Annotated in this window: 20 protein-coding genes and 1 pseudogene; 16 read left to right on the top strand and 5 right to left on the bottom strand. The window is 65.9% G+C overall.

Annotated elements, in window-relative coordinates:
* Window positions 1-3 precede the first annotated feature (3 nt).
* A pseudogene (hpt, locus tag H0P51_RS26130) lies at window positions 4-610 on the top strand (hypoxanthine phosphoribosyltransferase).
* Between the two features lies 1 nt (window position 611).
* On the opposite strand, the gene H0P51_RS26125 reads toward hpt, so the two are convergent.
* Window positions 612-1,352, bottom strand: coding sequence for an SIMPL domain-containing protein (locus H0P51_RS26125; RefSeq protein WP_180915689.1), 741 nt, complete (start codon window positions 1,350-1,352; stop codon window positions 612-614).
* An 853-nt stretch (window positions 1,353-2,205) separates the two neighbouring features.
* Between H0P51_RS26125 and H0P51_RS26120 the strand changes: the two genes are divergently transcribed.
* The gene (locus H0P51_RS26120; RefSeq protein WP_180915688.1) at window positions 2,206-2,505 is read left to right on the top strand and encodes a PE family protein; all 300 of its coding nucleotides are present in this window, start codon (window positions 2,206-2,208) and stop codon (window positions 2,503-2,505) included.
* A gap of 12 nt (window positions 2,506-2,517) precedes the next feature.
* A complete protein-coding gene (locus H0P51_RS26115; protein WP_180915687.1) occupies window positions 2,518-3,765 on the top strand; it encodes a PPE family protein in 1,248 nt (415 codons plus the stop codon).
* 73 nt (window positions 3,766-3,838) lie between these two features.
* Here H0P51_RS26115 and H0P51_RS26110 read toward each other — a convergent pair whose 3' ends face one another.
* The 4 genes from H0P51_RS26110 to H0P51_RS26095 form a co-directional block, all read right to left on the bottom strand.
* Entirely contained in the window at window positions 3,839-4,036 is a 198-nt protein-coding gene (locus H0P51_RS26110; protein WP_180915686.1) for a three-helix bundle dimerization domain-containing protein, read from the bottom strand.
* A 383-nt stretch (window positions 4,037-4,419) separates the two neighbouring features.
* The gene (locus H0P51_RS26105) at window positions 4,420-5,433 is read right to left on the bottom strand and encodes a zinc-binding dehydrogenase (RefSeq protein WP_180915685.1); all 1,014 of its coding nucleotides are present in this window, start codon (window positions 5,431-5,433) and stop codon (window positions 4,420-4,422) included.
* The gene (locus tag H0P51_RS26100; RefSeq protein WP_180915684.1) at window positions 5,433-6,620 is read right to left on the bottom strand and encodes an LLM class flavin-dependent oxidoreductase; all 1,188 of its coding nucleotides are present in this window, start codon (window positions 6,618-6,620) and stop codon (window positions 5,433-5,435) included. The genes H0P51_RS26105 and H0P51_RS26100 overlap by 1 nt, the downstream gene beginning before the upstream one ends.
* Entirely contained in the window at window positions 6,617-7,582 is a 966-nt protein-coding gene (locus H0P51_RS26095; RefSeq protein ID WP_180915683.1) for an alpha/beta fold hydrolase, read from the bottom strand. Before H0P51_RS26095 ends, H0P51_RS26100 begins: the two co-directional genes overlap by 4 nt.
* Window positions 7,583-7,648: 66 nt before the next feature.
* Between H0P51_RS26095 and H0P51_RS26090 the strand changes: the two genes are divergently transcribed.
* The 13 genes from H0P51_RS26090 to lysS all read left to right on the top strand — a co-directional run bounded on the left by H0P51_RS26090 (window position 7,649) and on the right by lysS (window position 19,577).
* Complete coding sequence (locus H0P51_RS26090; protein ID WP_180915682.1) at window positions 7,649-8,062, top strand: VOC family protein; 414 nt, start codon at window positions 7,649-7,651, stop codon at window positions 8,060-8,062.
* A 194-nt stretch (window positions 8,063-8,256) separates the two neighbouring features.
* On the top strand, window positions 8,257-10,506 hold the full coding sequence (ftsH, locus tag H0P51_RS26085; protein ID WP_180915681.1) for an ATP-dependent zinc metalloprotease FtsH: 2,250 nt from the start codon (window positions 8,257-8,259) through the stop codon (window positions 10,504-10,506).
* A 14-nt stretch (window positions 10,507-10,520) separates the two neighbouring features.
* Window positions 10,521-11,123 carry a GTP cyclohydrolase I FolE gene (gene folE / locus H0P51_RS26080; RefSeq protein WP_180915680.1) on the top strand — a complete coding sequence of 201 codons (603 nt, stop codon included), beginning with the start codon at window positions 10,521-10,523 and terminating at the stop codon, window positions 11,121-11,123.
* Window positions 11,120-11,956: a dihydropteroate synthase gene (gene folP / locus H0P51_RS26075; protein ID WP_180915679.1), complete on the top strand. Its 837-nt coding sequence runs from the start codon at window positions 11,120-11,122 to the stop codon at window positions 11,954-11,956. Before folE ends, folP begins: the two co-directional genes overlap by 4 nt.
* Entirely contained in the window at window positions 11,949-12,344 is a 396-nt protein-coding gene (folB, locus tag H0P51_RS26070; protein ID WP_180915678.1) for a dihydroneopterin aldolase, read from the top strand. The genes folP and folB overlap by 8 nt, the downstream gene beginning before the upstream one ends.
* A 13-nt stretch (window positions 12,345-12,357) precedes the next feature.
* Window positions 12,358-12,873 (top strand): 2-amino-4-hydroxy-6-hydroxymethyldihydropteridine diphosphokinase, encoded by a 516-nt coding sequence (gene folK / locus H0P51_RS26065; RefSeq protein ID WP_180915677.1) that lies wholly within the window; start codon window positions 12,358-12,360, stop codon window positions 12,871-12,873.
* Entirely contained in the window at window positions 12,873-13,346 is a 474-nt protein-coding gene (locus H0P51_RS26060) for a DUF3180 domain-containing protein (RefSeq protein WP_180915676.1), read from the top strand. Before folK ends, H0P51_RS26060 begins: the two co-directional genes overlap by 1 nt.
* 75 nt (window positions 13,347-13,421) lie before the next feature.
* Window positions 13,422-14,858 (top strand): DUF6779 domain-containing protein, encoded by a 1,437-nt coding sequence (locus H0P51_RS26055; RefSeq protein ID WP_180915675.1) that lies wholly within the window; start codon window positions 13,422-13,424, stop codon window positions 14,856-14,858.
* 102 nt (window positions 14,859-14,960) lie between these two features.
* Window positions 14,961-15,872 (top strand): Rossmann-like and DUF2520 domain-containing protein, encoded by a 912-nt coding sequence (locus H0P51_RS26050; RefSeq protein ID WP_180915674.1) that lies wholly within the window; start codon window positions 14,961-14,963, stop codon window positions 15,870-15,872.
* Window positions 15,869-16,792, top strand: coding sequence for a pantoate--beta-alanine ligase (gene panC, locus H0P51_RS26045; RefSeq protein ID WP_180915673.1), 924 nt, complete (start codon window positions 15,869-15,871; stop codon window positions 16,790-16,792). Before H0P51_RS26050 ends, panC begins: the two co-directional genes overlap by 4 nt.
* The gene (panD, locus tag H0P51_RS26040; RefSeq protein ID WP_180915672.1) at window positions 16,792-17,211 is read left to right on the top strand and encodes an aspartate 1-decarboxylase; all 420 of its coding nucleotides are present in this window, start codon (window positions 16,792-16,794) and stop codon (window positions 17,209-17,211) included. Before panC ends, panD begins: the two co-directional genes overlap by 1 nt.
* A gap of 2 nt (window positions 17,212-17,213) precedes the next feature.
* Window positions 17,214-18,032 carry a type III pantothenate kinase gene (locus H0P51_RS26035; RefSeq protein WP_180915671.1) on the top strand — a complete coding sequence of 273 codons (819 nt, stop codon included), beginning with the start codon at window positions 17,214-17,216 and terminating at the stop codon, window positions 18,030-18,032.
* Between the two features lie 33 nt (window positions 18,033-18,065).
* Window positions 18,066-19,577: a lysine--tRNA ligase gene (gene lysS / locus H0P51_RS26030; RefSeq protein WP_180915670.1), complete on the top strand. Its 1,512-nt coding sequence runs from the start codon at window positions 18,066-18,068 to the stop codon at window positions 19,575-19,577.
* The last annotated feature ends 9 nt before the right edge of the window (window positions 19,578-19,586 follow it).

The raw sequence follows: 19,586 nt of genomic DNA, 5'->3' as shown, positions 1-19,586 counted from the left end.
GCGTTGGTCGTTCACAGGTCGGCGTGGCACGCTGTGCATCGTGACGGCGGAGCTGTATCCGGGGGACATCAAATCGGTGCTGCTCACCCAGGAGCAGATCCAGCTCCGGATCACCGAACTCGGCCGTCAGATCGGCGAGGATTACCGCGGCCTTGCCGCCGACTCCGGGCAGGACTTGCTGCTGATCACCGTGCTCAAAGGAGCGGTGCTATTCGTCACTGACCTGGCGCGCGCTATCCCGCTACCGACGCAGTTCGAGTTCATGGCGGTTAGCTCGTATGGTTCCTCGACATCGTCGTCGGGGGTGGTGCGGATCCTCAAGGACCTCGACCGCGACATCCACGACCGTGACGTGTTGATCGTCGAGGACGTGGTGGACTCCGGGCTGACGCTGTCGTGGTTGTTGCGCAACCTGACCAGTCGGCATCCACGTTCGCTGCGGGTGTGCACGCTGCTGCGTAAACCCGACGCGGTGGGCGCCAACGTCGATATCACCTACGTAGGCTTCGACATTCCCAACGATTTCGTCGTCGGCTACGGGCTGGACTACGACGAGCGCTACCGCGACCTGCCTTACATCGGGACCCTCGACCCACGGGTCTACGAGTAGCTCAGGTTAGCTCCCACACCGCCGTCACTGAGAAGCTCACCGTCTGCTGACCGGGTTCCAGCGGGACCATGGCCGCGCGTGGCGCCGGGGTTCCGGTTGGCGGCGGTGTGGAGCCGGTGGCCTCTGAGATCGACAACACCTTGCCCAGGTTCAGGCCGGCCAGCTGGGCGTACTGCTGGGCGCGATTCTTGGCGTCGTCGAAGGCCCGGGCCCGGGCATCTTTGACCAGCTGTGAGTCGTCGGCGATCGAGTAGTTGACGGAGTTGATCCGGGTGGCGTCGCCGCCGGTGCTTACCACGAGGGCCAGCAGAGTCGAGGCTGCGTCGGTGGGGTGGATCTTGATCTCGATCGCGTTGTTGGCGCGGTAGCCGCTGACAGTCGCGGCGCCAGCGGGCTCGGGTGTGCTGTATTGCGGCTGCAGCGTCACCTGGGTAGTGCGGATGTCCTTGCGGTCCAGGCCCCCTCCAACCAGGGCGTTGATGACCGCCTGTTGGCGGTCGTTGGTCTGTTTCATCGCGGTCGAGACGTCGGCGGCGGTGAACTCGATCGCGACGTTGGCGGTGAGGGTGTCCGGGACGCCTTGGACTTGCCCCGATCCGTACACGGTGACCTGGCGCGGGGCGATCCCCGGCGTCGGCGTTGCAGGATGAGAGTCGCAGGACGGCAGGGCGATGACCGCCAGGAGTGCGGTGGCCACGGCGATCGAACTGCGGATGAGGCGGGAGTTCCTTCGGGCCGGCATGTGTGGGACCTTAGCGCTTCGGGCTGTCGGTTCAAGGGACGCATCCCGTCCACCGTGGCGACTACTCTCATTTTCCTTTTGTTAAAGTAACGTCTCACCGAGCTCGGCAGATAACGGTCCGTACGGGGGTAGGTAGATCATACATTTTGTGATCTGAGTAACTATCAGCAAACTAAATATTAGCCAGATCATCGACAACTGATGCTGACAAATAGCTGGTTGGAATCATCAACTGTAGAAGCATGTAGCAGCGCTAGATCTGCCGGCGATTCAAATCCACACCGGCCTCGTGCCAGGCCTAGCGGGGCGGCCCAGCCGGGCCGCCGTTCATTGCAGCGAGTGCCGCAGATCTCGCCGCCGGATTACCCATCGTCGCCCATCGCATGGGGATCGCGAAATCATGCCGCGGTTCGCCATATTCACCTGTGTACCAGCAATTATCCGTGTTGAGTGGCATGGTTCAGCGCTCCGCCGAGCGTTGTCTGTGTCCGCTTTCGTGCTTGCTGTTGCAGTCCCGTCGGACCCCGGACTCGTCATCGCTTTACGTTGTCCGGGTACCCGGTCGGCTCGCGTGGGCCACATAATACCGCTCGCTTACGCCGTTGCGAATAACTCATACTATTCTCAAATAGATATGACCACATATAAGATTCATATATGTTTGGCGATCTGTCTATAAATGTCCGGCAGCAAATGAATAATTCCTAACTCGATCGTGAACAAGCCGCGTGCAGCCTGTTTGAATACGAACGCCTGCCTTAGCGTTGTCGCGGAACCGTCTCAGCGACGAGCGACGAGTGGCGTCCATGGGCGCTTATTGCAGATGTGCACCGTGAAATTGAGGGAGGACTCAATGTCGATCGTTTTCGCCGAACCAGAGGTGCTGGATGGTGCCTCGGGCGAGCTCATGTCCATCAACGCGGCAATGCGCGCCGGCAATGCAGCCGCGGCGGGCCCCACGACAGCGGTTGTCCCGGCCGCCGCCGACCTGGTGTCAATGCTGATGGCCAATCATTTCGTCAACCACGCCAATCTGTACCAGGCAATCAGCGCGCAGGCGGCGGCCGTGCAGGAGCAGTTGGCGACCACGCTGGGGATCAGCGGTAATTCGTACGCCACCACTGAGTCCGCCAACGCCGCCGCGGTCGCTTAGGGCAACCCGACAATGGTCGATTTCGCAGCCCTACCGCCAGAGGTCAACTCTGCGCTGATGTATGCCGGACCCGGCTCGGGGCCGATGCTGGCCGCCGCCGCGGCCTGGGAAGGTCTGGCCGGCGACCTACAAGCCGTCGCGGCTTCCTACGGAGCTGTCGTGCAAGGCCTGACCGACGGGCCGTGGCAGGGCCCCTCGGCGGCATCCATGGCGGCCGCGGCCACACCGCAGATCGCATGGCTGACCACCACCGCCGAGCAGGCATCGCAGACAGGGGCGCAGGCCGTCGCGGCGGCGAGCGCTTACGAGGCCGCATTCCTCGCGACGGTGCCGCCACCGGTGATCGAAGCCAACCGGGCATTGTTGGCCGGTTTGCTGGCGACGAATTTCCTGGGCCAGAACACCGCGGCCATCGCTGCCACGGAGGCGCAATATCTCGAGTTCTGGGCCCAGGATGCCGCCGCCATGTACGGGTACTCCGGTGCTTCGGCGGCCGCAGCGGAACTGCCGGCGCTGACCCCGCAATCGGTCGCCGCGAACCTGACCGGTCTTTATGCGCAATTCAACGCCCAGATCAACGCGGTCAACTCGTCGCTGGCGGCAACGGGGTACCACGACGTGGTCAAAGCGCTGAGCCAGATGGCCGGGTTGACAAACACTCCGCCCTGGCTCGCCAATCCCCAGGCAGCGCTCGGACTCACCGGTCATACGTGGAACGCCACCGGCGACGGGATCGTAGTGAACGGCCTGTTAGGCGACGTCCTGGAAGGCCTGACCGGGTCGTCGACGCTGGATGCCAGCACCGGGTTCGACACCTACATCAGGCTGGTTTCACCGTTCCGGCTCAGCACCACGGCGATGAAAGACTTGGACGGGTTGTTCCACAGTGCGTTTCCCGCTTTCGGCAAGGCGGCTGAGGGGGCCGCGAAGGCCGCCGAGGGAGCGGCCGCGGCCGCCGCACCCACCTTCGGCAGTGGTTTGGGCAACGCGCTGGGGGGGATCACCGGAGCTGTCGGCAATGCGGCAAAGGTTGGAGCAGTGTCCGTTCCGGCGAGCTGGACGGCCACCCCCGCGGCAACGCCGATCTCGGTGGCGCTCAACGGTGCCGCCGGCGCGGCCGCCGCGGAACCCGCCACGGCGGCGTTCGGCGGACTGCCGATGGTGCCCGGTGCGGGCACCGGTCGTAGCGTGGCCAACTTCGCCGCGCCCCGCTACGGGTTCAAGCCAACGGTGATCGCACAACCACCGGCCGGGGGATGAAACTCAGGCCCGCGAGCCCATCGCAGAAGGCCGTCGAGTCGCTGGCGTCTCGGCGGCTTTCTGCGTTCGGGCGTTAGTAGGTTTGCGCGAGTTCGGCGCGGGCACGCCGTTCGACGAGCAGCGGAACGAAGCCGCGGATCGGACTTCGGTCAAACGCGGCATGGGCGCTGCGGACCGCAACCGAGATCTGCTCCTGCCCCAGATGTCCATAGCTGGCGATCAGCCGTCTCTCCAGCTCGATGATCAGTCGCTCCTCGGCGGTCTCGATCACGAGAAATAGACTGCGCCACACGGGACTCCCCGTCAACTCGTGTTCAGATTTCGGATGCCTGATCGTCGCTCGTCGGCCGTGTCCTGTACCGCTTCTCGGGGAGAATATCCCGGGTGAGCGAGGATGTTGACGCGTTGCAGGCGGCGATACTGACCCGGATGCTGCGGGATACGATCACGGAGATTTTAGGTCAGCTCGACACACCGCCACACCGTCGCCGCCCTTCGGCCCTGCAGAAGCGCCACCACCGCGTGCGACGGGATGCGCAGTTGCGCCGGGAGCTACACGAAGCCCGTCAATTGCTGGACAATCTGCGGCATCGGTTCCCTCGAACCCGCGATACTGCTGCGGCGCAACGCCCAGACGTGAAGCTGGCGGCACAGTTAAGGCGTCACCAGGATCTTGCAGTGCCGTTCAGGGTCAGCGAGGTCGTCGAAGGCTCTTCCGACACCGTCCAGCCCGACCTCGCCTGTGATCAGTGGGCTGACATCGATGTCGCCGTCGGCGATCGCGCGCAGCGACTCGGTGAACTCCGCCATGTCGTAGGCCAGCGAGAACTGGATGTTGATCTCTTTGGCGGTGGCGAAGAAAGGGTGGATACGGTCGGATTCCATGCACACCCCGGCGACGATCAGCCGGGTGCCGCGCCCTGCCCGCAGCAGCACGTCATCGATGATCCCAGGGACGCCGACCGCTTCGAACACCACGCCCGCGTTGAGGGCGTCGAACGGTGAGCCGCGAGCCGGGTCGATGACCTGATGCGCGCCCATCACGGTAGCCAGCCCGCGGCGCGTGGGTGAGAAATCAGACGCCACAATGCTTTCCACGCCGCGCTGGTGAAGGGCTGCGATGATTGCGAGCCCGATGGGGCCACAGCCCAGCACCAGCGCCGACTCGTCGGTCGTGATCCCGGACTTGTTCACCGCATGCAGTCCCACCGCCATCGGCTCGGTCATCGCCGCGTGTTTGGCGTTCAGCCCGTTTGGAACAGGCAACAGCAGCGACGCCGAGAGCAGCATCAGCTCGGCATAACCGCCGAGCGTGGTGTTGCTGTAGACGATCGGCTCGACTCCCTTGTCGGACAACAACACCGGCAGTGAGGTGACCAACGTTCCCGGCGGATGGGTCTCGGTGCCGGGTCCGGCATCGAGCACTTCGGCGCTGAACTCGTGGCCCATGAAGATGTCGCGTCCCAGGTCGACGTCCATCCCGCCGCCGGCACCGGCCAATTCGCCGCTCATTTCCAATACTCTGGCGCCGTGCGCTGCGAAATGCAGGTCGGAGCCGCAAATTCCGCAGGCCCGCACCCTAACCAGCACCTGCCCCGGTCCGGGAACCGGGTCGGGGACGTCGTCGCGGTAGACCATGCGTCCGTCGCGCAACACCGAGGCCCGCATCAGTTGCCGGCTCCATCGTGCTCGGCCACGTGTTGGGTGATGGCCTGCACCACTGCCTGACCGGCGCGCCCGATCAGCTCCTCGCGTTTGTCCTTCGCCCACTCGTGCGAAGCTCGGGGCGCTTCGAGTTGGCCCTTGAAATAGGGAATCACCTTGCGCGCGAACAGATCATAGGAATGGAAGGTGGCCTGTGGCGATGCCCAGTCGTGGCCGAGCAGCAACAACGTCCCGAACCCGCCGGATCGTTCCAGCAGATCCTCGATGTGGGCGATCGCATCCGCAGGGGTTCCGATGCAGCAATTGCCCTTGGCCGCGTAGTCTTCGACGAACTCTCGCGGTGATTGCGCGCCCTCGACCGTGTTCGCGAGTGGGACGAACCCAGCGGCGCCGAAGTATTTGGCGAAATCCATCAGCCCGTACGTGCAGTCTTGGATCGCCTGGTCGCGGGTGTCGGCGAGGTGCATGATGCTCAGGACTCGCCAGTCGCCGCGGTCGGGCTGCGCCCGGCCTGCTTTGGCGGCCTGCTCACATACCACCTGCCAGGTATTTTCCAGCGCCGCATAACCGCCGGGCACTGACATCGACAGCGACAGCAGCGACGTGCCCAGCGCACCGGCCAACCGCGGTCCGGACGGGGAAATCATTGCTGCCGTGGATATTTCGGGATAAGGCCAGGTGTACGGGCGGATGTGCAGTTGCGCGTCACGGAGGGTGAACCATTCGGTGTGACGGTCGATTCGCTCTTCGGGTGCAGCGCGGAACAACGCCAGAATCGCCTCCAGCGACTCCTGCATCATTCGTCGTTGTTCGACCGGGTCGATGCCCATCATGTAGGCGTCGGAAGGAAGCGCGCCGGGGCCGGTGCCGAACATGACGCGGCCGCGGGTCAGGTGGTCGAGCAGCACCCACCGGTCGGCCACCATCAGCGGATGGTGGTAGGGCAGTGAGACCACGCCGGTGCCCAGCCTAATGTGCTTGGTCCGCTCCGCTGCGGCGGCGATGAAGACTTCCGGGCAGGCGATCAGTTCATAACCGCCGGAATGATGTTCGCCGAACCATGCCTCGTCATAGCCCAGACGGTCCAGAGCGACGACACGCTCCATGTCGTATTCCAGTGCCACCGTTGGAGATTGGCCGGTCGGGTGAAATGGCGTGATGAATACGCCGAAACGCATTGGTGCACTCACCATTCCACTCCTTTGAGGAATTCGAGAAGCGTCGCATTGACCTCGTCGGGTCGTTCCTGTTGTATCCAGTGTCCGGCACCGTCGATCATCACCTCGCGGAACGGGCCGGTGATCGCTTCGGCGGCCCGGTCGGTGCGGGTGAAGCTCAGCACCGGGTCTGCTGTCCCGCCGATGAACAGGCACGGCACCCCGATGGTGGCACCGGCGAGATCTGGCGTGGTTTCCCAGTTGCGGTCGAAATTGCGGTACCAGTTCAGGCCGCCGGTGAATCCGGTCCGGGTGAATTCGGCTATGTAGTGGTCGAGTTCGTCCTGACTAATCCAGTCGGGAAGCCCCGCGGGCTCGGGAAGCCGGTCGATGAATCCGTCAGGTCCGGGGGCCACCATACGCAATCCGGCGCTGTGGTCGTCGGACAGACGCAAACCGCCCATCATCCGGCGCATGGTGCGGCCCGGGTCGCTGCCCAGTTCGGCGTCGGCGACACCGGGCTCCTGGAAGTAGAGGATGTAGAAGAAGTTGTCACCGAACATGCGTCGCCACGCCGTCGTCGGAGCGACTTTCGGGCGGGGGGTGACCGGCACACTCAGTGCGGCGACGGCGGCCACTCGATCGGGATGCAGCAACGGCGCGTTCCAGACGACGGCGGCACCCCAGTCGTGCCCGACCCAGACGGCCTTGTCGGCCCCGACGTCGTCGAGCAAACCTACGAGGTCGCCCGTCAAGTGGTGGATGTCGTAGACCTCGACCGCATCCGGACGCGACGATCCGCCGTAGCCGCGCTGGTCGGGCGCCAGCACGCGGTAGCCGGCGTCAGCGAGGGCCGGAATCTGGTGTCGCCAGGAGTAGGCCAATTCGGGAAATCCGTGGCACAGCACCACGACCGGTGCGCCCGGATCACCGGCCTCGACCACTTTCAGTTGCACGCCGTTGGTTTCGACTAACCGCTCGGTAGATGAGCTCATATTCTCACCAAATCACAACGACACCCGGCTGAGAAGGTTCGGGCGGGGCCGAGGACCATTGGATCCATGAGGCTGGACCACATAGTGCTGTGGACACGGGATCCACGTGCGTCGATGGACTTCTACACCCGCGTGGTGGGGTTGGCGCCGGTGCGTTTCGAGGAGTACGAGGCCGGACAGGCGCCGTTTCCGAGTGTGCGGGTGTGCGACGACGCGATCATCGACCTGATGGCTGTCGACGGCGCTCCCTTCACGGAGGCGATGACCAAGGTCGCCGGTAGCGCGGGCCATCGCGTGAACCACGTCTGCCTGGCGATGTCGAAGGACGAATACGACGCGCTGGATCGACGGCTGCAGGCGGAGGGGGTGGATACCAGCGCGCGGCTGGACAACTCCTTCGGCGCCCAGGGCTGGGCCCCGCAGGGTTACTACTTCGCCGATCCAGACGGCAACGTGGTGGAGGCCCGCTACTACAACTAGCGCCCGAACTAGCACCCGACGGCGGCCCCGGCGCCGCGCGCGTCCGGCGGCGCCGGGAACCGCTGCTCGTCGTCACGAGTTGTCACCAGAGACCTAGCTCCGCTCTGCCGCTACTGGCGTCAGCCGATAGCGGTAGCCTGGACATTTCCAGCTGTGTGTATCGGGAAGGACCTGGCCGGCACGGCCGATGCTTGATGAACCGTAGAAACGTGATCCGCACCCTGACGGCGGTTGCTGTTCTGGTGCTACTCGGCTGGTCGTTCTTCTATTTCAGCGATGACACCCGCGGCTACAAGCCCGTGGACACCTCGGTCGCGATGGCGCAGATCAGCAGCGACAACGTCAAGAGCGCGCAGATCGACGACCGTGAACAGCAGGTGAGATTGACCCTGAAAAAGGGCAATGGCGACACAGAGAACTCCGACAAGGTCATCACCAAATACCCCACTGGCTTCGGCGTCGACCTTTTCAATGCGTTGAACGCCAAGAACGCCAAAGTCAGCACCGTCGTCAACGAAGGCAGCCTGATCGGCGAACTGTTGGTCTACGCGCTGCCGCTGTTGCTGCTGGTGGGCTTGTTCGTGATGTTCTCGCGCATGCAGGGCGGCGCGCGGATGGGCTTCGGCTTCGGTAAGTCGCGCGCCAAGCAGCTGTCCAAAGACATGCCCAAGACCACCTTCGCCGACGTCGCCGGCGTCGACGAAGCGGTCGAGGAGCTCTACGAGATCAAGGACTTCCTGCAGAACCCCAGCCGCTACCAGGCGCTGGGCGCCAAGATCCCCAAAGGTGTGCTGCTCTACGGACCGCCCGGCACCGGCAAGACGCTGCTCGCCAGGGCGGTAGCAGGAGAAGCGGGCGTTCCCTTTTTCACCATCTCCGGCTCGGACTTCGTCGAGATGTTCGTCGGTGTCGGCGCATCCCGCGTCCGGGACCTGTTCGAGCAGGCCAAACAGAACAGCCCATGCATCATCTTCGTCGACGAGATCGACGCGGTGGGCCGGCAGCGCGGCGCCGGCCTGGGCGGCGGGCACGACGAGCGCGAACAGACGCTGAACCAGTTGCTGGTGGAGATGGACGGCTTCGGCGACCGCGCCGGCGTCATCTTGATCGCGGCCACCAACCGCCCCGACATCCTGGACCCGGCACTGCTGCGGCCTGGGCGTTTCGATCGGCAGATCCCAGTGTCCAACCCCGACCTGGCCGGGCGCCGGGCGGTGCTGCGGGTGCATTCCAAAGGCAAGCCCATCGCCGAGGACGCCGACCTGGACGGGCTGGCCAAGCGCACCGTCGGCATGACCGGCGCCGACCTGGCCAATGTCGTCAACGAGGCAGCGTTGCTGACCGCCCGCGAGAACGGCACCGTGATTACCGGCGCGGCGCTGGAGGAGGCGGTCGACCGGGTCATCGGCGGACCGCGCCGCAAGGGCAGGTTGATCAGCGAGCAGGAGAAAAAGATCACCGCCTACCACGAGGGCGGCCACACCCTCGCCGCGTGGGCGATGCCGGACATCGACCCGGTGTACAAGGTGACGATCCTGGCCCGCGGTCGCACGGGTGGCCACGCGGTCGCGGTACCGGAAGACGACAAGGGCCTGCGGACCCGCTCGGAGATGATCGCTCAGTTGGTGTTCGCGATGGGTGGCCGCGCTGCCGAGGAACTGGTGTTCCGCGAACCGACCACCGGTGCGGTCTCCGACATAGAACAGGCCACCAAGATCGCGCGCGCGATGGTGACCGAGTACGGCATGAGTGCGCGGCTGGGCGCCGTCAAGTACGGCACCGAACACGGCGACCCGTTCCTGGGCCGCTCGATGGGAACCCAATCCGACTACTCGCATGAGGTCGCGCGTGAAATCGACGAAGAGGTCCGCAAGCTGATCGAAGCGGCGCACACCGAGGCCTGGGAGATCCTCACCGAATACCGCGACGTGCTGGACACCCTGGCCGGTGAGCTGCTGGAAAAGGAAACGCTGCACCGGCCCGAGCTGGAGGCAATCTTCGGCGACGTGGAGAAGCGACCCAGGCTGACTATGTTCGACGACTTTGGTGGCCGTATCCCGTCGGACAAGCCGCCCATCAAGACACCCGGGGAACTGGCGATCGAGCGCGGCGAGCCGTGGCCGCAACCGGTGCCCGAGCCCGCGTTCAAAGTAGCGATCGCGCAAGCCAGCAAGGCCGCCGAGGAGGCCGCCGGCAAAGCCAAAGGTAACGGCGGCGGTTCGCAGGGCCCGAACGGTTCGCACGGCGCCACCCAGCCCGACTATGGCGCCCCGGCGGGCTGGAGCGCGCCCGGGTGGCCGCCCAAGTCAGCTCCCGACCGTCCCCAACCAGCCCCCAGTTATCCCAGCCCGGATACCGACTCGGACACCGACGAGTCCCGTCCCCAGTTCGACCCCCAGCGCGACAAGGACGTGACCCGGTCCAACCCCCCGGCCCACGGCTGATCGACGGAGGCTTGATGACGCAGCTGGATTCCAGGGATGGCCGCGTGGGCGAGTTCGATCGAGTGCGCGCCGAGGCCGCGGTTCGCGAGCTGCTCATTGCGATCGGCGAGGATCCCGATCGAAATGGGCTGCGGGACACGCCTGCTCGCGTGGTCCGGGCTTACCGCGAAATATTTGCGGGTCTCTACACCGATCCGGCGTCGGTGCTCAACACCATGTTCGACGAAGACCACGACGAATTGGTGATCGTCAAAGAGATCCCGATGTACTCGACCTGCGAACACCATCTGGTGTCGTTCCACGGTGTGGCGCACGTCGGCTACATCCCGGGCGCGGACGGCCGGGTCACCGGTTTGTCGAAAATCGCTCGGCTGGTTGACCTTTACGCTAAGCGCCCGCAGGTGCAGGAACGGCTCACCAGCCAGATCGCCGACGCCCTGGTGCGGAAGCTGAATCCCCGCGGAGTGATCGTGGTGGTCGAGGCCGAGCACCTGTGTATGGCGATGCGGGGTGTGCGTAAACCCGGTTCCACCACCACGACGTCGGCGGTGCGCGGTCAGTTCAAGACCGATGCCGCGTCTCGAGCCGAAGCGCTCGATCTCATCCTGCGCAAGTGAGTTCGGCGCCCGTGCAGGTGATGGGGGTGCTCAATGTCACCGAAGACTCGTTCTCCGACGGCGGGCGTTACCTGGATCCCAGCGGTGCGGTCGAGCACGGTCTGGCGCTGGCCGCCCAGGGTGCGGGGGTCGTCGACGTCGGCGGCGCGTCGACCCGTCCCGGCGCTATCCCGGTGGACCCCGGCATCGAGGCCCGCCGTGTCCTTCCGGTGATCGAAGGGCTTGCAGCGCAAGGAATCACGGTCAGCATTGACACCATGCATGCCAAGGTCGCTGCTGAGGCGCTGGAGCGCGGCGCCCGGATTGTCAACGACGTGTCCGGCGGCCGCGCCGACCCGGCGATGGCCCCGTTGCTGGCGGAGGCGAAAGTGCCATGGGTGCTGATGCATTGGCGGCCGGTGTCGGCAGAGCGTCCGCACCACGTTCCGGCCTACCGGGATGTGGTGTCCGAGGTGCGTGCCGACCTGCTCGCCAGCGTCGACGACGCGGTAGCCGCTGGCGTCGATCCGGCCATGCTGGTGATCGACCCGGGGCTGGGTTTCGCCAAGACCGGACAACACAATTGGGCGTTGCTGCACAGCTTGCCCGAGCTGGTCGGAACCGGGGTGCCGGTGCTCGTCGGCGCCTCACGCAAGCGATTTCTCGGTGCGTTGCTGGCCGACCCGGACGGCACCCCACGGCCGCCCGAGGGTCGTGACACGGCGACGGCGGTGATCTCGGCGTTGGCGGCGCTGCACGGCGCTTGGGGGGTCCGCGTGCACGACGTGCGCGCCTCGGCGGACGCGCTCGAGGTGATCCGCGCCTGGGGGAAAGGAACGGCGACCAATGGCTGATCGAATCGAGTTGCGCGGTCTGGTAGTTCGCGGCCGACACGGCGTTTTCGAACACGAGCGAAGTAATGGGCAGGACTTCGTCGTCGACGTGATCGTGTGGATCGACCTGGCACAAGCCGCGGCGAGTGACGATCTGACCGACACCTACGACTACAGCGTGCTGGCCCAATTGGCCGCCGACGTCGTCGGCGGCACCCCGCGCAACCTGATCGAAACAGTCGGCGCCGAGATCGCCGACGAGGTGATCAAGGACGAGCGGGTGCACGCCGTCGAAGTCACTGTGCACAAGCCGCAGGCGCCCATTTCCCAGGGCTTCGACGACGTGGCCGTGGTGACTCGGCGCTCCCGGCGGGGCGGCCGAGGCTCGGTGGTTCCGGCGAGCGTATGACGGGTGTGGCGGGATGACCAGGGTGGTGCTGTCTATCGGAGCCAACCTCGGCGACCGGCTGGCCCGGCTGCAGTCGGTGATCACCGGGCTCGGCGACGCCGTCGCGGCGTCGTCACAGGTCTACGAAACAGACCCGTGGGGTGGGGTCGAGCAGGACCCGTTCCTCAACGCGGTGCTGATCGCCGACGACCCGGCCTGCGACGCCCGTGGCTGGCTGCGCCGGGCCGGTGAATATGAGCGGGCGGCGCAACGGGAGCGCGAAGTGCACTGGGGCCCGCGCACTCTGGACGTGGATCTGATCGCGTGTTACGACGCCGACGGCGAGATCATCAGCAACGAGCGCGACCTGATCCTGCCGCACCCACGGGCACAGCTGCGGGCTTTTGTGTTGATCCCGTGGCTGGATGTCGACCCCGGCGCCGAGCTGACGCTCGCCGACGGCCGGCACCCCGTCGTCGAGCTGCTGTATCGATTGCAACCCGCCGGCCGGGCTGGCGTTCGGCCGACTTCCCTGACCCTGAGCCGCTGATGGGACCGACCCGCAAGCGCGATCTGACGGCGGTGGCGATCGGTGCCGCGGTACTGGGTTACCTGCTGATCACCGTGCTGTACCGATGGTTTCCGCCGATCACGTTGTGGACCGGGATTTCGCTGTTGGTCGTCGCAGCGGCCGAATGGCGGTGGGGCCGGTTTGTGCGAACCAAGATTGACGACGGCGAAATCGGTGAGGGCGCCGGCCGGCTCCACCCGCTCGCGGTGGCGCGCAGCCTGATTGTGGCCAAGGCATCCGCCTGGGTGGGGGCGCTGGTGCTGGGGTGGTGGCTCGGGGTGCTGGTGTATTTCTTGCCACGCAGGTCATTGCGGGTGGTCGCCGAGGATACGTCCGGAGCGGTGGTGGCCGCGGTCAGTGCGTTGGCGTTGGTGTTCGCCGCGCTGTGGCTGCAGCATTGCTGCAAATCGCCGCCGGATCCGCCCGAGCATGGCGAGGGAGCCGAGAGTTGACCGTGGGCGACCCGACCTGAGAATCGCCGGACTGGCGCGACACGCGGAATGACCTCGTCCGGGTACAGTCAGCCCATGACCGTTCTGTCCCGCGGCGCCCGGGTTCGGCGCGGCGGCCGCAGGCCGGGGTGGGTGCTCTTGACGACGTTGCTGGTCCTCGCGATCGGGGCGAGTTCCGCGCTGGTCTTCACCGATCGCGTGGAACTTCTCAAGCTCGCTGTGATCCTGGCGCTGTGGGCCGCCGTCGCTGGCGCTTTCGTGTCGGTGCTCTACCGACGACAGGCCGAGGCCGACCAAGCGCGGGCGCGGGACATGAAACTCGTCTACGACCTGCAGCTGGATCGGGAGATCTCGGCGCGTCGTGAGTACGAGCTGACCGTGGAGTCGCAGTTGCGCCGCGAGTTGGCCGCCGAGATACACGCACAGGCCGCCGATGAGATCGCGGCGCTACGCGCCGAGTTGTCCTCGCTGCGCGCCAACCTGGAGATCCTGTTCGACACCGACCTCGAACAGCGTCCGGCGCTGGAGACACTGGACCGCGAATCGGCCCGGGCGTTGACCGATCGAACGGGGCACGGCGCTCAGAACGGAGAGATGCCGTCCGCCGACTGGGTCACCAGCGACCGGGTCACGGCGGTGCGACGGGACGACCGGCCTACCCGCGCCGACGATTCGGCGATCATCGACGTGCCGGAAGAGCCGCTGTTGCCACCTCGGCCGTCGGCACCCGTGCGCGAGTACGCGCCCCCCCGTCCGCCCGAACCGCCGTTCCAACAGCCCGAACCGCCTTTCCAACAGCCGGAGCCGTCGTTCCCGCAGCCTGAACCGGCGTTCGCGCCGCGTCATCGGCCGCCGCCGGTGCAGCAGCCTGTTCCCCCGCCCCCACCGGCGGCTGGGCAGTCTCAACCCTCGCCGTGGCAGCCGGTCGCGGCAGAGGGCCAGTGGTTGCCGCCCGGAGCGCCCGGTAGCCACTGGGCGCCCGGTGACGCAGCTGATGCGCCGGAGCAGTCTGGACGCAGGCGGCGCGCCCGGCATTCCGAATCGGAGGAAGCCGGGCTGCCGTTCGGTGCCGTCAACGTCGCGCCTGGCGAAAATGTTCAGCCGGGACCCAACGTCCCAACCGCCATGAATGTCCGGCCCAATGCCGATGTCCCGCCGCCCGGTGCCGCGCCGCCGCGCGAGGCCGCAGCCGAATACGGAGGTCGCCGGTCGCGGTCCCGGCACTCGGCGGAATACCGGCAATACGGCGTCGGCAATTTTGGGCAGCCGGCTGAGTCGGAGGCCGGCGCACGCGTCGATGAGCCGCCACCTCCGCCGGCGCAACCGGCACCCGAACCGGCGCCGCCGCGGTTGGCCCCGGCGCCCGCTCCCCGGCATCGTAGTGCCGACGAGATGGGCAACGTGCCAGACCAGACCGATCCCGAATCCGGTGGCCAGACCGTCGCCGACCTGATGGCGCGGCTGCAGGTGCAGCCAGGTGGCGGCGGGCGCCGTCGCCGGCGTGACGGTTGACACGCTGCGCTGAGTTCGGTGCATCGACTACAGTCTTTATGACCGTCCGGTACCCCAGAAGTGGGACTGGAACGAACGAAGATCACTGTGAGGTCGTCTGCGATGGAGCAGTTCGACGGTTTGCGCCCGGCCAGGCTCAAGGTGGGGATCATCTCCGCGGGCCGGGTGGGCACCGCGCTAGGGGTCGCGCTGGAGCGCGCTGACCACGTCGTGGTGGCCTGTAGCGCTATCTCGCAGGCGTCCCTGCAGCGTGCCGCGCGCCGGCTGCCCGACACCCCCGTGCTAGCACCGCCCGACGTCGCCACCGGCGCTGAGCTGCTGTTGCTGGCGGTTACCGACAGCGAACTCGCCGGCCTGGTGTCCGGTCTGGCCGCTACCTCCGCAGTGCGTGCGGGGACGATCGTGGCGCACACCTCCGGTGCGAACGGGATCGCCGTGCTGGCGCCGCTGACCGAGCAGGGCTGCGTTCCGCTGGCAATCCACCCGGCGATGACGTTCACAGGTTCCGACGAGGACATCGCCCGGTTGCCCGACACCTGCTTCGGGGTCACCGCCGCCGACGAAGTCGGATACGCGATCGGCCAGTCGCTGGTGTTGGAGATGGGCGGGGAGCCGTTCTGCGTGCGCGAGGAGGCGCGCGTGCTGTACCACGCCGCGCTGGCGCACGCCTCCAATCATCTAGTCACCGTGCTGGCAGACGCATTGGAGGCATTGCGGGCCGCGGTACGCGGCGACGAATTGCTGGGGCAGCAGCGGGTGGACAACCACCCCGGCGGAATCGCCGAACGTATCGTCGGACCACTGGCCCGGGCCGCGCTGGAGAACACCCTGCAACGCGGTCAGGCTGCGCTCACCGGACCGGTGGCCCGTGGTGACGCGGCCGCCGTCGCCGGGCATCTGCGGGCGCTGGCAGAGGCGGATCCGCAACTGGCGCAAGCATATCGGGTCAATGCGCTGCGCACCGCGCAGCGTGCCCACGCCCCGCAGGACGTCGTGGAGGTGCTGGCCCGATGAGCGCGGCCAAGTCCCCGACCTTCGAGCGGGACCGGCTCAACGTGTATGCCGCACCGCGGCAGATCACCGAGGTCACGCGTGCGCTGCGGCACACCGGGCGCCGAATCATGCTGGTACCCACCATGGGAGCACTGCACGACGGGCACCTGGCGCTGGTTCGCGCCGCCAAGCGGGTGCCCGGTTCGGTTGTGGTGGTGTCGATCTTCGTCAATCCGTTGCAGTTCGGCGCCAACGAGGACCTCGACGCCTATCCCCGCACCCTGGACGACGATCTCGAACTGCTGCGCGGCGAAGGTGTGGAGATCGTGTTCGCCCCGACTGCGGCGGCAATGTATTCCGACGGCCTGCGCACTACCGTGCAGCCCGGGCCGCTGGCTGCCGAGCTCGAAGGAGCTATTCGTCCAACGCATTTCGCCGGTGTGCTGACCGTCGTGCTCAAACTGCTGCAGATCGTGCGCCCGGACCGGGCGTTCTTTGGCGAAAAGGACTATCAGCAACTGGTGTTGATCCGGCAGATGGTGGCCGACCTGAACGTCGACACGCAGATCGTCGGAGTGCCGACGGTGCGCGAAGCCGACGGCCTGGCCCGGTCGTCGCGCAACCGCTACCTCGACCCCGTGCAACGTGAAGCGGCCGTGGCGCTTTCGGCGGCCCTGACGGCAGGGGCGCATGCCGCGTCGCACGGTGTTCGGGCCGCGCTGGACGCTGCCCGCGCAGTGCTGGATGCCACCCCCGGCTTGGTCGTCGACTACCTGCAGTTGCGCGACACCGAGCTGGGTCCGGAACCGACTGACGGTTCGGGCCGGCTGGTGGTTGCGGCTCGGCTAGGCACCACCCGACTGCTGGACAACGTCGCAATCCAAATCGGTAACCTCGCCGGCACCAATGGGCCGGACGTCCAATCACAATGGAGGAATTGATGTTACGGACCATGCTCAAGTCGAAGATCCACCGCGCCACCGTCACGCAGGCCGACCTGCACTACGTCGGATCGGTGACCATCGACGCGGATCTGATGGATGCCGCCGACCTGCTCGAGGGCGAGCAGGTCACCATCGTGGACATCGACAACGGCGCCCGGCTGGTCACCTACGCCATCACCGGTGACCGCGGCAGCGGAATCATCGGAATCAACGGCGCCGCAGCGCATCTCGTTCATCCCGGCGATCTGGTGATCCTGATCGCCTACGGCACCATGGAGGACGCCGAGGCGCGCGCCTACCAGCCGCGGATCGTATTTGTCGACGCGGCGAACAAGCAGATCGACCTGGGCCACGACCCGGCGTTCGTGCCGGACGGCGTGGAGGAACTGCTCGACCCCCGGATCGGTGTGCGGTAATCGTGTTGCTGGCGATCGACGTCCGCAACACCCACACCGTCGTCGGTCTGTTGTCCGGAGTCAAGGACCATGCGAAAGTTCTGCAGCAGTGGCGGATTCGCACCGAACCCGAAGTCACCGCCGACGAGCTGGCGCTCACCATCGACGGGCTGATCGGGGAGGACTCTGAACAGCTCACCGGTGCTGTGGCACTGTCCACCGTCCCGTCGGTGCTGCACGAGGTGCGGATCATGCTCGAGCAGTACTGGCCGTCGGTGCCGCAAGTTCTGATCGAGCCCGGGGTGCGGACCGGCATCCCGCTGCTTGTCGACAATCCGAAAGAGGTCGGTGCCGACCGGATTGTCAACTGTCTGGCGGCGTTCAGCAAGTTCGGCAAGGCCGCGATCGTCGTCGATTTCGGATCTTCGATCTGCGTGGACGTGGTATCGGCCAAAGGTGAGTTCCTCGGCGGTGCCATTGCTCCCGGGGTGCAGGTGTCCTCGGATGCCGCCGCTGCCCGCTCGGCCGCGCTGCGCCGCGTCGAGCTGTCCCGTCCCCGCTCGGTGGTCGGCAAGAACACCGTGGAATGCATGCAGGCCGGCGCGGTGTTCGGGTTCGCCGGCCTGGTCGACGGGCTGGTCGGCCGGATCCGGGACGACGTCAAGGGATTCTCTGCAGACGACGACGTCGCAGTGGTGGCTACCGGACACACCGCGCCGCTGCTATTGCCCGAACTGCACAGTGTGGAGCACTACGACCAACACCTGACGCTGCACGGTCTGCGGCTGGTCTTCGAGCGCAACCGCGACGCCCAGCGCGGCCGGCTGAAGACCGCGCGCTGAGCGTCGCCACGAGTTGAATTAAGCTGGCACGTCGTGAGTGCCGCCGATCAAGCTCCTGTCGAGGACCTTCCCGAGCAGTTCCGAATCCGGCGGGACAAGCGAGCTCGCCTGCTGGACGAGGGTCAAGATCCCTACCCGGTAGCCATCGCACGTACCCACACACTGGCCGAGGTTCGCGCCGCGCACCCTGATCTGCCGACCGATACCGCCACCGGTGACGTAGTCGGCGTCGCCGGCCGGGTGGTCTTCGCGCGCAACACAGGCAAGCTGTGCTTCGCGACGCTCCAGGACGGTGACGGCACCCAGTTACAGGCGATGATCAGCCTGGACAAGGTGGGCCAGGAGGCTCTGGACGCGTGGAAGGCCGATGTCGACCTCGGCGACATCGTCTATGTCCACGGCACCGTAATCAGCTCACGACGCGGCGAATTGTCTGTCCTGGCTGATTCCTGGCGGATGGCCGCCAAGGCGCTGCGGCCGTTGCCGGTCGCGCACAAGGAGATGAGCGAGGAAGCGCGGGTACGGCAGCGTTACGTCGACCTGATCGTGCGTCCGCAAGCACGCTCGGTGGCCCGGCAGCGGATCGCGGTCATCCGTGCGATAAGGAATTCCTTGGAACGTCGCGGGTTCCTGGAAGTCGAAACGCCGATGTTGCAGACGTTGGCCGGCGGCGCCGCCGCGCGACCGTTCGTCACCCATTCCAATGCGCTCGACATCGACCTTTACCTGCGGATCGCGCCGGAGCTGTTCCTCAAGCGCTGCATCGTCGGAGGTTTTGATAAGGTCTTCGAAGTAAATCGAGTGTTCCGAAACGAAGGAACCGATTCGACGCATTCCCCGGAATTTTCCATGCTGGAGACCTACCAGACCTACGGTACGTATGACGATTCCGCCGTCGTCACCAGAGAGCTTATTCAAGAGGTTGCCGACGAGGCGATCGGCACTCGAGAACTCCCGATGCCGGACGGCTCCATATACAACATCGACGGCGAATGGGCAACTCTTGGGATGTATTCCTCGCTTTCAGATGGACTCGGGGAAGAGATCACGCCGGAGGCATCAGTCAAACGCTTACGAGCCATCGCGGACCAACTCGGCGTGGAGATTCCGGCAGATCGTGGCTTTGGTCACGGCAAACTCGTCGAAGAACTTTGGGAGCATGTGGTGGGCAGGAGCTTGACCGCTCCCACATTTGTCAGGGATTTCCCGGTCGAAACCACCCCTTTGACCCGCCAGCACCGCAGTATTGCCGGAGTAACCGAGAAGTGGGATCTCTACCTGCACGGAGTCGAACTGGCCACCGGATACTCGGAATTGACCGACCCGGTCATCCAGCGCGAAAGATTTGCCGATCAGGCGCGGGCCGCGGCTGCCGGTGATGACGAGGCGATGAAACTGGACGAGGATTTTCTTGCGGCACTGGAGTTCGGTATGCCGCCATGCACCGGAACTGGAATGGGAATCGACCGGTTGTTGATGTGCTTGACCGGCCTGTCAATTAGGGAGACAGTTTTGTTCCCGATTGTTCGTCCCCACTCAAACTGAACAAGACCA

Origin of the sequence: Mycobacterium vicinigordonae, assembly GCF_013466425.1 — a bacterium.
Classification (GTDB): Bacteria; Actinomycetota; Actinomycetes; order Mycobacteriales; family Mycobacteriaceae; genus Mycobacterium; species Mycobacterium vicinigordonae.
The sequence above is the reverse complement of the archived record's forward strand: the minus strand, read 5'-3'. Positions and strand labels throughout refer to the sequence as shown.